This window comes from Streptomyces sp. NPDC001634 (assembly GCF_040298185.1).
Taxonomy (GTDB): Bacteria; Actinomycetota; Actinomycetes; order Streptomycetales; family Streptomycetaceae; genus Streptomyces.
Genome location: NZ_JBEOZU010000029.1, coordinates 76,183 through 88,985 on the forward strand (window position 1 = coordinate 76,183; position 12,803 = coordinate 88,985).

Here is a 12,803-nt window from a genome sequence, read left to right on the forward strand (position 1 = left end):
GCCACGGCCCGCGGGGGCGGCGGGGGTCGGGCCGGTCACGGCTCCCGGTCGAGCAGCACGACCGCCACGTCGTCGGTCAGCTCCCCGCCGTTGAGGTCGCGGACCTCGTTGACCGTGGCGCGCAGCAGCGCCTCGCCCCGCAGGCTCTCGGCCAGCCGGCGGCGGACCAGCTCCACCAGGCCGTCCTGCCCCAGGCGCTCCCGGCCTGCACCGACCCGGCCCTCGATCAGACCGTCGGTGTAGAGCATCAGGCTCCAGGCGCGGCCCAGCTCGACCTGCATACGCGGCCAGCGGGCGTGCGGCAGCAGACCGAGCGCCGGGCCGTTGTTGTCGTACGGCAGCAGTTCGGCCGGCCTGTCCGGGCGGGCGATCAGCGGGGACGGGTGGCCGGCCAGGCACAGTCCGGCGCGGCGGCCGTCCGGCGCAATGTCCACCGTGCACAGCGTCGCGAAGGTCTCGTCGCTGGCCCGCTCGTGTTCCAGTACCTGCTGGAGCGTGGAGAGCAGCTGGTCGCCGCTCAGTCCCGCCAGCGTCAGCGCGCGCCAGGCGATGCGCAGCTCCACGCCGAGCGCCGCCTCGTCCGGGCCGTGCCCGCAGACGTCGCCGATCATCGCGTGCACCGTGCCGTCCGGCGTACGAACCGTGTCGTAGAAGTCACCGCCGAGCAGCGCGCGCGAGCGGCCGGGACGGTAGCGGGCGGCAAAGCGCAGCGAGGAGCCCTCCAGCAGCGGGGTCGGCAGCAGGCCGCGCTCCAGACGGGCGTTCTCCTGCGCCCGCAGCCTGGACTCGGTCAGCCGCCGCTCGGCCGTGTCCGACCGCTTCCGCTCGACCGCGTACCGGATGGCGCGGCTCAGCAGCCGTCCGTCCAGCTCGTCGCGGAACAGATAGTCCTGGGCACCGACGCGCACCGCCTCGGCGCCGCGCTCGGCGTCGCCGGACGCGGTGAGCGCGAGGACGGCATGGCGGGGCGCGAGCTGCAGCACGTGCCGCAGCACGGCCAGCTCGTCGTCCTCCTCGGCGGCCCGGCCGGGGGCGGGCAGTGCGAGGTCGAGCAGGATGCACTGGACGTCGTCGGTGAGCAGCCGCTCGGCCTCGGTGAGGTTGCGGGCGGTGCGCAGCCGGATGGGCCGGCCCGCCGAGTCGAGCATCTCGGGCACGATCGGCGAACCGGCCGGGTCGTCCTCGATCACCAGCAGGGTGAGCGTGTCGGTCGTGGCTTTGGTACGGGCCGCCCCCAGAGCGGCCTGGCTCCCGGGCGGGGGCGCGGCCTGAGCCTGACCACTCCCCACGGCCGGGATCGCTCTCTGCCGCGGTACGGGTACGGGCATCGTCTTGGGTTCCTTCCCTCCCCCCGAGGGCACGGTGGGGCGAGGGACCTCGACCCACCGACGGGGACCATAGCGGTAGCCGAGGCCGCAACGGAATGCCTGACCGCGTGGCGTTGGGCAACCCGCCGCAGTCATATGCCGCATCCCCTCCCGCAGTTGGACACGGTGTGACCCGGCCGGGAATGACGAAAGTCACGTCGGGCGGAGGTTTGACGGCGAGTGTTGTGTCACCCGTCACATGGGCCGCGTCACGTGCGGTGTGTCACGCGGGTGTGTTCACGCGGGCGAGTCACGTGGGGCGTATCACTCGACCGGTCGCCAAGGGCAAAGCCCGTCCGGCGGTTGAGGACGAGCCCGAAGGGCGATCGACGGTCACACCGCCGGACGTCCTACGCGTCCGGGCGTACGACCCCCAGTATCGGCATCGAGCCCGCGCCCGCGATCGTCACCGTCCGTCCCGGGCGCGGGGCGTGGATGATCGCACCGTCGCCGACGTACATCGCCACATGGCTGGCGTCGTCGAAGTAGATGATCAGGTCGCCGGGCCGCATGTCCTTCACGGCCACGTGCTTGAGCTGCTTCCACTGCTCCTGCGAGGTGCGCGGGATGGGGGATCCGGCCGCCAGCCAGGCCTGGGACGTCAGCCCCGAGCAGTCGTACGACTTCGGTCCCTCGGCGCCCCATACGTACGGTTTGCCGATCTGGTCGGTCGCGAACTGCACGGCCTTCCTGCCCTCTTCGGACGCCTTGCTCTTGATCTCCTTCAGTATTCCGGAGTCGAGCCAGGCCGTCTGCGCCTGGAGCGCGGCCTGCTGCTCCAACTGCTCCAGCCGCTCCTGTTCCTGCTTCTTCAGCCGGGACTGGAGCTTCTCGGCGGCGGCGATCTGCTTCTCGACCTTCTTCTTGGCCTCGGCCTTGGCCTTGCGGTTGGCCTCCAGCCCTTGCCACTGGTCGGCGGCGTCGCGCGCGTACTGCTTCAAGTCCTCCTGGGTGCGCGTCAGCTCCGTGAGCAGGCCCTCGGTCGCGTGCTCGCCCTCGCGGACGGTGCCCGCGGCGTCGAGGAACTGCTGTGGGTCGTCGCTCAGCCAGAGCCGGACCTCGGGCGGCAGGCCCCCGCCGCGGTACTGGGCGCGGGCCGCGGCGCCCGCGCGGTCCTTCAAGTCGGTCAGCTTCTGCCGGCCCTTGACGATCTCCCGGGCCAGCTCGACGATCTGCGCCGACTGCTTCTTGGTCTGCTCCTCGGCCGCGTTGTACTCGTCGGTGGCGACCGCGGCGTCGTGGTACAGCTTCTCCAGCCTTATGCGGACCGCGTCGAGGTCCTTGTCGGCTGCCGGAACCGCACTGCCGGACGGGTTGGGTGTCGGGGTCGGCCGGCCCGGGCTCGCATACGCCGCGCCGGGCGCGGTCAGCACGGTCACTGCGCAGACCAGGGCGATGGCCGCCGTGGTCAGGGTCCGCTTCCCGGATCCCATACTTCGCCCCCTAGAGCTGCTAAAGCTGATTTACCGTCAGTAACTTGCGCGGACGCCTGGGGGATCGTGCCATGCCGATGCGTAAAGTGACAGGCGCAGGACTTAACAGCGCATAAAACTCCCTCTACTGCCACACCCGTACGACGAATTCCCTCCCCGGCTGCCCGCCTTCGCACGGCGATCTCCCCGCGATGTGACGAACGACTCAGGAAGATCGTTCCCCGCAGGTCAACCGGGGTCTACGCGCGAGGCGCCAAGGCTCCCCAGGCCACGGTGACTTCCCCCTGGCGCCAGCGCGCCGGGCCGTCGGTGACCGGCCAGTCCGCCGTCAGCCGGCGGACCGTGCGTATCCAGCGCTGGCGTGCGCCGTACGAGGCGTAGGGCGCGGCGGCGGCCCAGGCGCGGTCGAAGTCGTGCAGGAAGGAGTGCACCGGCTCGCCCGGGACGTTGCGGTGGATGAGCGCCTTCGGGAGCCGCTCGGCCAGATCGGACGGGCGCTCCAGGGAGCCGAGCCGGGTGGCGAACGTCACCGTGCGCGGGCCCTCGGGGCCCAGGGCGACCCACACATGGCGGCGGCCGATCTCGTCGCACGTGCCCTCGACGAGCAGACCCCCGCCCGAGCCGGTCGCCGGGTCGGCGGGGCTGAGCCGGGCACACAGCCGCTCCCAGACGGCGGCGACCTCACCCTCCTCGTACTGCCGCAGGACGTTCGCGGCGCGGATCAGGGACGGACGGCCGGGTACGGGCACCTCGAAGCCGCCGTGCCGGAAGACCAGGCCCTCGCGGGCGTACGCCTGTGCGGCCGCGACCCGGGCGGGCTCGATCTCGACGCCCACCACACGGGTGCGGGGCGCGGCGGCGCGCAGGCGCTGCAGCAGTTCGACCGCGGTCCACGGGGCGGCCCCGTATCCGAGGTCGACGGCCACGGGGTCCGCCGTACGGCGCAGCTCGGCGCCGTGGACCGCGGCGATCCAGCGGTCCATCCGGCGCAGCCGGTTCGGATTGGTGGTCCCGCGCGTCACCGTACCCACGGGGCGGGACGCGGCGCGGGTTGACATGCGTATGAGAGTAAGGGGGCCAGGACGGAGCAAGGACCGGCCTGTGGACAACTCATCGGAGCGAAGACCCGGCCATGCTCGCTCCCGACCCTCGGCAGGCGTGAGGGCGCCGCACGCCGACTTCCCTCGAACGGTTGAGCGATAAATGGTAATGGTTCGGTAAAGCTGCTCGTGGGGGAAATGGAGCGCGCTCCTCCGGCGTTCGCACCTCTTGGACGGTGTACTGCACCGTCGAAGACGGCATGCCCGCAACAAGGAGGAACGCCACGTGAGCCAGTACGTCAGCAGGCTCGGGCGTCGCTCCCCGGCGGCACCCCCGCGGCTGAGGCTGCACCGTCGCCCCCGCCGTGTCGCCATGCTCTCCGTGCACACCTCACCGCTCCACCAGCCCGGCACGGGCGATGCCGGCGGTATGAACGTCTACATCGTGGAACTCGCCCAGCGCCTTGCCGCGATCAACGTCGAGGTCGAGATCTTCACTCGGGCGACCACCGGCGCGCTCCCGCCGACCGTCGAGCTGGCGCCCGGTGTCCTCGTGCGGCACGTGGACGCCGGTCCGTACGAAGGCCTCGCCAAGGAGGACCTCCCCGCCCAGCTCTGCGCGTTCACTCACGGTGTGATGCAGGCCTGGGCCGGCCACCGGCCCGGCTACTACGACCTCGTGCACTCCCACTACTGGCTCTCCGGCCATGTCGGCTGGCTCGCCGCCCAGCGCTGGGGCGCGCCCCTGGTGCATGCCATGCACACCATGGCCAAGGTCAAGAACGCCTCCCTCGCGGAGGGCGACACCCCCGAGCCGGCCGCCCGCGTCATCGGCGAGACCCAGATCGTGGCCGCCGCCGACCGGCTCATCGCCAACACCGCCGAAGAGGCCGACGAACTGGTACGGCACTACGCGGCCGACCCCGGCAAGGTCGCCGTCGTTCACCCGGGGGTGAATCTGGAGCGCTTCCGGCCCCGGGACGGCCGTGCCGCCGCCCGCGCCCGGCTCGGGCTGCCGCAGGACGCGCTGATTCCGCTCTTCGCGGGGCGCATACAGCCCCTCAAGGCGCCCGACGTGCTGCTGCGCGCCGTTGCCGTCCTCCTCGACGAGCGCCCCGAACTGCGCTCCCGCATCGTCGTGCCCGTCGTGGGCGGTCCCAGCGGCAGTGGTCTCGCCAAGCCGGAGGGTCTGCAGAAGCTTGCCGCCCGGCTGGGCATAGCCGATGTCGTGCGCTTCCGGCCGCCCGTCGCGCAGGACCAGCTCGCCGACTGGTTCCGCGCCGCGTCCGTACTGGTGATGCCCTCGTACAGCGAGTCCTTCGGGCTCGTCGCCATCGAGGCGCAGGCCACCGGTACGCCGGTGCTGGCGGCCGCGGTCGGCGGGCTGCCCGTCGCCGTGCGGGACGGACGGACCGGATTCCTCGTCCAGGGGCACGATCCCGCCGACTACGCGCGCGTACTGCGCGAATTCGCCGACGAACCGGGGCTGTCCGCCCGCATGGGCGAGGCCGCGGCCCGGCACGCCGAGTCCTTCGGCTGGGGCACGTCGGCCTCCGCGACGGCGGAGGTCTACATGGCGGCCATGCAGGCCCATCGACGCCGGGTGCGCGCCCACCACGGCTGAGGCCGGTGCGGGTCGCGTACGCTCCCAGCATGTCTGAGGAACAGCGGGCGGCACAGGTCATCGAAGGGGTCCTCAAGGACGCCGAGCTGGAGTGGGAGAGCCCGGCGGTGGGCTCGTACGTCGTGAAGCTCCCCGGGACGCGCAAGCTGTCGACGACGGTCTCACTGATCGTCGGCAGGCACTCCCTCTCCCTCAACGCCTTTGTGATCCGGCACCCGGACGAGAACGAGTCCGGGGTGCACCGCTGGCTGCTGGAGCGCAACCTCAAGCTGTACGCGGTGAGTTACGCCGTCGACCCGCTCGGCGACATCTATCTGACCGGCAGGCTGCCGCTGGCCGCGGTCACCGCCGACGAGGTGGACCGGCTGCTCGGCTCGGTCCTGGAGGCGGCGGACGGCGGTTTCAACACCCTTCTGGAGCTGGGTTTCGCGTCCGCGATCCGCAAGGAATACGCCTGGCGGATGTCACGCGGTGAGTCGACCCGCAATCTGGAAGCGTTCAGGCATCTGACCGAGCGTCCCGAGGGCTGACCTACGGGAGCCGACTGGCCGATCGCTGCGTGACCCCTTCCCCGTCCGGGTCCTCCGTGGCATGCTCACCGCCGACGCAGATCTGAACGTCGTTCACATTCATGGAAACCACCGGTGGTTCACCTCCCTGAACGTCCTGGGACCCTTGGAAGGCGGTTCGGACATGGGCATGGGGCACGCGGACATCAGCAGACGGGGCCTGCTCGGCGGCGCCATCGCCGTGGCGGCCGTTGCCGTGACCGGCACGACGGCGACGGCCGCCGCACCATCGGGGGGCCAGGTCCCCGTCCTGTGGCGCGAGTTCGTCCGCACCCCCTTCACCCACCCGCAGATCCCGTACGTCGGCCGGGCCGGCTGCCATGGCGGGGCGGCGCGTTTCCCCCGCCGTCCCGTGGTGGCCGACGTGACCGCGTACGGGGCCGTGGCGGACGGCACGACCGACTCCGCCCCCGCGATCAACCGTGCCATCACCGCCGCCGGAAGGGCCGGCGGTGGCACGGTTCTCATCCCGCCCGGAACGTTCCGCATCGACGGCCTGATCCGCATCGGGTACGACAACGTCGTGCTGCGGGGCGCGGGCAGCGACCGTACGACGCTGTACGCGACGAAGAACCTCACCGAGCTGATCGGCGTCTACGGCTCCCGGTACGGCGGCGACAAGTCCGCCTGGTCCTGGGCGGGCGGCCTCATTTGGCTGGCGCCCACGGCCCGTTGGGACTCCCTGGTCGCGGCCATCCGGGCCAGGGCCTGGCCGTTCGAGGGCTGGACCGGCAACAAGCGCGACGAGTGGGAGACCCTGACGACGGTGTCTGCGGCCCAGCAGGGCTCCTGGTCGGTGACGGTCGCGGACGCCGGGCGCCTGAGGCCGGGGCAATTCGTCCTCCTGCGCCTCGCGGACGACACCGGCCACACCCTCCTGGAGCACATGTCGGGCGGCGGCCCGGGCCCGGAGGCGTACTCCTGGGACGACAAGACGAAGCTGACGTCGTACGTCCCCTATGAGTGGCCCGTGCGCATCGCGCGCGTGGCGGGCCGGAAGATCACGTTCGAGCGACCCCTTCCGCTGGATGTGCGCCCGGAGTGGGACCCGCGCCTGACGACACACGTGAGGCCGCTGACCGGGGCGGGCGTGGAAGGCCTGACCCTGCAGGCGATCGAGACGCCGCAGTCACCGCACCTCCTGGACAAGGGCTACAACGGGGTCGCGTTCCAGTGTGCGTACGACTGCTGGGCGGACGACGTCGTCGTACGGCACGTCGACAACGGCTTCGGCCTGGTCGCCGCCTCCTCCTGCACACTGCGTCGCACACGCGTGGCGGGCCGGGGCTCGCACCACCCGTACTTCTGCCGGGAGGGCTCGCACGACAACCTGATCGAGGACTTCACCATCGAACAGCGCACGGTTCCGGCCCCGCCGAACACCCAGCTCCACGGAATCAACGTGGAGGGTCTGTCCTCGTACAACGTCTGGTCGCGCGGCGAGATGCAGATGGGCACGTTCGACTCGCACCGGGGGCTGCCGTTCGCGAACGTCCGCACCGACATCACGGTGAACAACAACGGCCGCCACGGCGGGGACGCCATCGCAGGCCCTCTCTTCGGCGCCCGCTTCACCCACTGGAACGTCCGTGTGACGAACGGCCGGGCGGGCCTGATGAAGATCGACGGCCTGGCGCCGTACTCCGCCACGGTCGGCCTGAACGAGGTCACGGAGTTCGACCAGATCGACGTACCCGACTTCACGGGCGATCTGCACTCGCGCCTGGAGCTGTACGGCACGACGGACATCGTACGACCGCGGAACCTGTACGAGGCCCAGCGGGAGCTGTAGCGCCGACCCGTCGGTGGCGAGCGGGACGACGGCCAGGCGCAGTTCGTCGGAAGCGGCGCGCAGCGGGGCGGGCGTCTCCGGCGTCGCGAACAGCAGGTCCACGGCGTGCGTGAACATGACGTCGTACAGCGCGGGCCGTCGCTCGCAGAAGTCGGCGTACGCCCGGCCCACCGCGGCAAGTGCCTCGCGTGGTGAGGACGCCGAGGCGCGCGCCGCACGCAGTTCGCCCGCCAGTTCGTCGAAGCCCTGGACGGCGACCGCAGCCATGATCGCGTCCTTGCCCTTGAAGTGGCTGTAGAGGACGGGCCGGCTGTACTCGATCTCGGCGGCCAGCCGGCGCGTGGTCACCGCGTCCCAGCCCTCGGCCTCGGCGAGTTCCCGTACGGCCGTGACGATGAGCCGCTCCCGTTCCGCTCGTTCGCGCTCATGGCGCGTCTGGATCGATATGGTGGGAGGAGGTGTCTAGCACTGCTAGCTCTTCTGTCGACGATATGCTAGCTTCGATCCGGCATCTAGCAGCGCTAGCAAGGAGACCGACGTGCTTACCACCACCGCCTACGGCCTTGCCCTCGTGCTCGACCTCTTCGTCCTCTTCATCGGTGCGCGCTTCCTGGTGCAGCCCCGCGCGGCGGCCGCCGGCTACGGCGTGCCCGCCAAGCCGGACGGCGACGCCGCGTATCTGGAGATCAAGGGACTGCGCGACGGCGCCAGCGGCATACTGGGCCTCGCTCTGCTCGCCTTCGCCGGGGCGCACGCGGAGGCCTGGTTCATGCTGGCCGCCGCCCTGGTGCCGCTCGGCGACACGCTGATCGTGCTGCGCCACGGCGGCATGCGGGCCGTCGCGTTCGGCATCCACTTCGCCACGGCGGTGGTGGTACTTGTCTCCGCCGCACTGCTCTTCGCCGTCTGACCCGCCGATGCACTGCCGTCCGACCGGCCGATGCACTGCCGTCCGACCCGCCGATGCGCTGTTGTTCGACCCGCCGACGTACCACCGACGCGCCATGCACTTACCGACGCACCTACTGGGGAGGCCTGAAATGTCGCTGATCGTGCCGCAGTTCGACTCGTCCGTGATCGTCCGCTCCGCCGACGCGGAGGTGGTCGGCCGGGCCCCCACGACCGTAAGGCTGCTGGCCGACAGCAGCGCGACCGGCGGGGCGCTTTCCACGCAACGGGTCACCCTCGCCGGAGGCGCGGACGGGGCACGGCCCCACCGTCACGACGGCTCGGCCGAGATGTTCTACATGCTCGACGGCGCCGCGCAGCTGCTCTCCGGCGACCGGATCGTCACCGCGGAGCGCGGCGACCTGGTCGTCGTGCCGCCGGGCGCGCCGCACGCGTTCGCCGCCGCGCCCGGGCAGGACGCCGACATCCTGATCGTCATCACTCCGGGCGTCGAACGCTTCGAGTACTTCCGCCACCTCGAGCGCATCGGCCTTGGGAAGGTGCCGCCGGAGTCGCTGCTGGAGGTGCAGGAGCTGTACGACACGTACTTCCTGACCAGCGAGGTGTGGGAGCGTCGCTGAAACCGGCGCGGCGCGGGGGCACCCCGGGTGCGGGGTGCCCCCTCAGGCCGCGCTGACCTCCGCCTCGGCCGCCTCCGCGTTCGTCCCCTGCGCCGCCTCCTCCGCAGGGAGGCGGCGCATCAGTGCCTCGTACCCGACGGCCGCACCCGTGCCGACCACCGCGCACAGTCCCCACAGCCACTCCGCGCCGAACCGGTCGATCACATAGCCGGACATCAGCGGGGCGACCAGGGACGCCACCGACCACGACAGGGTGTACATCCCCTGGTAGCGGCCGCGCCCGTGCACGGGGGAGAGGCGGACGACGAGGCCGGTCTGCGTGGGCGCGTTGACGATCTCCGCCAGCGTCCACACGCACACCGTCAGCGCGAACACGCCGACCGAGCCCGCGAAGGCGGTGAGCCCGAAGCCGTAACCCGCGAGCATGGACGAGACGACGAGCAGCCGGCGCGGGTCCCGGTGCTCGATGAATCGGGTGACCGGAATCTGCAGCACGACGATCAGTACGCCGTTGACCGCGATCGCCATGCCGTAGTCCGCGGGCGTGAACCCGGCCTCGCCCATCGCCACCGGCAGGCCCACGGACCCCTGCTGGAAGACGAGCGCGACGAGGAAGGACAGCCCGACCACGCCCATGAAGCGGCCGTCGCGCAGGACGGTGCCGAGCCCTACGTCCTCGGCGGCCTCCTTGCTGGTCCGCGCGGGCCGGGACTCGGGCAGCTTGGCGAAGACGACGACCGCACAGACCATCGTCATGCCCGCCTCGATCAGGAACCCCGCGAGATAGCTGAACTCGGCGATGAAGCCCGCAGCCATGGAGGAGACGGCGAAGCCCAGGTTGATCGCCCAGTAGTTGAGGGAGAAGGCGCGGACCCGGTCCTCGGGACGGACGATGTCGGCCATCATCGCCTGCACGGCCGGGCGGGAGGCGTTGCTCGCCATGCCGACCAGGAAGGCGACGGCCGCGATCGCGACCGGATCGCGCATGAAGCCGAGGACGGCGACGGAGACGGCCGTGGACGACTGGGCGATGAGGAGCGTCGGCCGCCGCCCGAGCCGGTCGGTCATCACACCCGAACCGAGGGAGGAGATGACCCCGCCGAGTCCGTGCAGCGACGCGACGAGGCCGGCGTACGAGGCGGAGTACCCGCGGTCCAGGGTCAGGTACAACGCCATGAAGGTGGCGACGAAGGCACCGAGCCGGTTGACCAGGGTGCTGGTCCACAGCCACCAGAACTCACGGGGAAGCCCGGAGACGGTCTCCCGGGCGGCACGTCTGAGCATGGCGAGCGACATGAGGGGTCCCCCCGGATGTACACGGATGCAAGCGGCTCGGATGTAAGCGGCTCTGGCGGTGAGCACAACTTACGAGTGCGCGGCCCGGGGCGGCCACTCAATTAACAGAAGCCGTCAACTGTCGGGCGGCCGGGGAAGTGGAAGTCCGCCTGCTGGGCGGGTGCGCAATCGATCAAAAGGTTCGATTACGCTCAGGGCCATGGCCGACGCACCGTACAAGCTGATCCTCCTCCGCCACGGCGAGAGCGAGTGGAACGCGAAGAACCTGTTCACCGGCTGGGTGGACGTCAATCTGAACGAGAAGGGCGAGAAGGAGGCGGTCCGCGGCGGTGAGCTGCTGAAGGACGCCGGCCTGCTGCCCGATGTGGTCCACACGTCCCTCCAGAAGCGCGCGATCCGCACCGCGCAGCTCGCGCTGGAGGCCGCCGACCGTCACTGGATCCCGGTCCACCGCTCCTGGCGCCTGAACGAGCGCCACTACGGCGCCCTCCAGGGCAAGGACAAGGCGGCGACGCTGGCCGAGTTCGGCGAGGAGCAGTTCATGCTCTGGCGCCGCTCCTACGACACGCCGCCCCCGCCGCTGTCGGACGACTCCGAGTTCTCCCAGGCGAACGACCCGCGCTACGCGTCGATCCCGCCGGAGCTGCGCCCGAGGACGGAGTGCCTGAAGGACGTCGTCGTCCGCATGCTCCCGTACTGGTACGACGGCATCGTCCCGGACCTGCTGACCGGCCGCACGGTCCTGATCGCGGCCCACGGCAACAGCCTGCGCGCGCTGGTCAAGCACCTCGACGGCATTTCGGACGCCGACATCGCGGGTCTGAACATCCCGACGGGCATCCCGCTCTTCTACGAACTGGACGCAGACTTCAAGCCGGTCAACCCCGGCGGCACGTACCTCGACCCGGAGGCGGCTGCGGCGGCGATCGAGGCGGTCAAGAACCAGGGCAAGAAGAAGTAACGCGGCACCATTGAGCCCCCGGCCTGCGAGTTCTTCGCGGGCCGGGGGCTTTTTGATAGCCGTGAGCCGTCTCTGGGCCGTCTCTGTGCCGTCGGCTGCTTGTTGCCGGCTGGGCGGCATGGGGTGCGCGTGGACGCGAAGCGTCAGGCCTGGGTCCGAGTGGCCGAGGTACTCGGCGAGGGCCTTGATGTTCTCTCCGGCGTCCAGCAGCACCGAGGCGTAGAAGTGGCGGAGGCGGCCCCGGCCCTGGCCTTGCGAACCGTGGCGTCAGTGAGCCGGTGCCGTCACCAGGCCAGGGCGTCGGCCATGGTCGACTGCCAGTACGAGACTCGGATCGAGTCGTCGACGTACACGCCCTTCGCGGGGAGTGACGGGTGGGCGGCGCTCGCGCCGTCGTTGAAGTAGACCGCGAGGGACTTGGCCGTGTAGCCATGGGAGCCGCTGCCGTCCGCGGCCGAGAGAAGGACGCTCGCGTAGCCCGACTCGCCGGGGGCCAGCGTGACCACCGCCTGCGGCTTGGAGTCCTCGAAGGCCGGCGGGACGGACTGGGCCTCGCCGAACCGGACCGCCGGATAGCCGATGAGGTTGCAGTTCTTCGAGCCGGTGTTGGTGACGGTGAGGAGAAGGTGGTTCAGGGGGCGGGAGACCTCCGTGGCGGTCATCCGGGTGGAGGTGGTGGAGCAGCGGGTGGAGGTGGGCTCCGAGTTCTTGGAGCCCCTGGAACCCGACGAGCCCTTGGAACCCGTTGTGCCGCTCGAACCGGCCGCGCCGCCCGTCGAGCCTTCGGAGGTCCAGCCCGCAGGGTTGGACCGTCCCGTCCCGGTGGAGGTCCCCCCACTCGCCTTGGACGAGGGCGTGGTGGAGGCCGTGGGCGCCGACGTGGACGCGGATCCTGCTGATGCCCCCTCGTCGCGGACGCCCTTGCCGTTGCTGCACGCCGTCAACGTCAGCGCGGCGGCCGCGAGCGTGGCAGCGACGAACATGCGGGTGCGGCGGGTGCGTGTGGACATGTGATCCCCCTTGTGCGGTACGGGTGTTGGCATGGGCCGCTCGTCCGGATGCCGGGAGCGGCGTGCTTGGATGGCCCAAGCTTGTGCGGTGATCCGTCCCGACCGCCACGACTGCCGGGGTATCCGGGATGCTGGAACGCTGCGATAGCTCTGACCTGGGGGAATGGCCTCGCCCTGGAATG

11 protein-coding genes and 1 pseudogene are annotated in these 12,803 nt (G+C 70.9%); 6 read left to right on the forward strand and 6 right to left on the reverse strand.

What is annotated here, in order from left to right; translation table 11 throughout:
* Window positions 1–35: 35 nt before the first annotated feature.
* The 3 genes from ABT186_RS21105 to ABT186_RS21115 all read right to left on the reverse strand — a co-directional run bounded on the left by ABT186_RS21105 (window position 36) and on the right by ABT186_RS21115 (window position 3,858).
* Window positions 36–1,328: a PP2C family protein-serine/threonine phosphatase gene (locus ABT186_RS21105; RefSeq protein WP_351223589.1), complete on the reverse strand. Its 1,293-nt coding sequence runs from the start codon at window positions 1,326–1,328 to the stop codon at window positions 36–38.
* A 389-nt stretch (window positions 1,329–1,717) separates the two neighbouring features.
* A complete protein-coding gene (locus tag ABT186_RS21110; RefSeq protein ID WP_351926229.1) occupies window positions 1,718–2,800 on the reverse strand; it encodes a C40 family peptidase in 1,083 nt (360 codons plus the stop codon).
* 239 nt (window positions 2,801–3,039) lie between these two features.
* Window positions 3,040–3,858 (reverse strand): class I SAM-dependent methyltransferase, encoded by an 819-nt coding sequence (locus tag ABT186_RS21115; RefSeq protein WP_351926230.1) that lies wholly within the window; start codon window positions 3,856–3,858, stop codon window positions 3,040–3,042.
* Window positions 3,859–4,126: 268 nt separating this feature from the next.
* On the opposite strand from ABT186_RS21115, the gene mshA reads away from it, so the two are divergent.
* The 3 genes from mshA to ABT186_RS21130 all read left to right on the forward strand — a co-directional run bounded on the left by mshA (window position 4,127) and on the right by ABT186_RS21130 (window position 7,825).
* Window positions 4,127–5,464, forward strand: coding sequence for a D-inositol-3-phosphate glycosyltransferase (gene mshA / locus ABT186_RS21120; protein WP_351926232.1), 1,338 nt, complete (start codon window positions 4,127–4,129; stop codon window positions 5,462–5,464).
* A 29-nt stretch (window positions 5,465–5,493) separates the two neighbouring features.
* On the forward strand, window positions 5,494–5,994 hold the full coding sequence (locus ABT186_RS21125; RefSeq protein ID WP_351223581.1) for a type III secretion system chaperone family protein: 501 nt from the start codon (window positions 5,494–5,496) through the stop codon (window positions 5,992–5,994).
* A 169-nt stretch (window positions 5,995–6,163) separates the two neighbouring features.
* Window positions 6,164–7,825 carry a glycoside hydrolase family 55 protein gene (locus tag ABT186_RS21130; protein WP_502973270.1) on the forward strand — a complete coding sequence of 554 codons (1,662 nt, stop codon included), beginning with the start codon at window positions 6,164–6,166 and terminating at the stop codon, window positions 7,823–7,825.
* A 6-nt stretch (window positions 7,826–7,831) separates the two neighbouring features.
* Here ABT186_RS21130 and ABT186_RS21135 read toward each other — a convergent pair.
* Window positions 7,832–8,272: pseudogene (locus ABT186_RS21135) on the reverse strand (TetR/AcrR family transcriptional regulator); the annotation flags it as partial.
* Window positions 8,273–8,363: 91 nt separating this feature from the next.
* Between ABT186_RS21135 and ABT186_RS21140 the strand changes: the two are divergent.
* A complete protein-coding gene (locus ABT186_RS21140) occupies window positions 8,364–8,735 on the forward strand; it encodes a DUF4267 domain-containing protein (protein WP_351223567.1) in 372 nt (123 codons plus the stop codon).
* 130 nt (window positions 8,736–8,865) lie between these two features.
* Entirely contained in the window at window positions 8,866–9,354 is a 489-nt protein-coding gene (locus tag ABT186_RS21145) for a cupin domain-containing protein (RefSeq protein WP_351926234.1), read from the forward strand.
* Between the two features lie 42 nt (window positions 9,355–9,396).
* Here the strand turns inward: ABT186_RS21145 and ABT186_RS21150 are convergent, their stop codons facing one another.
* Window positions 9,397–10,650, reverse strand: a complete 1,254-nt coding sequence (locus ABT186_RS21150) for an MDR family MFS transporter (protein WP_351223565.1) — start codon at window positions 10,648–10,650, stop codon at window positions 9,397–9,399.
* Between the two features lie 199 nt (window positions 10,651–10,849).
* Here ABT186_RS21150 and ABT186_RS21155 point away from each other — a divergent pair, with 199 nt between their 5' ends.
* Entirely contained in the window at window positions 10,850–11,611 is a 762-nt protein-coding gene (locus ABT186_RS21155; protein ID WP_351223563.1) for a phosphoglyceromutase, read from the forward strand.
* Between the two features lie 284 nt (window positions 11,612–11,895).
* Here the strand turns inward: ABT186_RS21155 and ABT186_RS21165 are convergent, their stop codons facing one another.
* Complete coding sequence (locus tag ABT186_RS21165; protein WP_351926236.1) at window positions 11,896–12,621, reverse strand: DUF4232 domain-containing protein; 726 nt, start codon at window positions 12,619–12,621, stop codon at window positions 11,896–11,898.
* Between the last annotated feature and the right edge of the window lie 182 nt (window positions 12,622–12,803).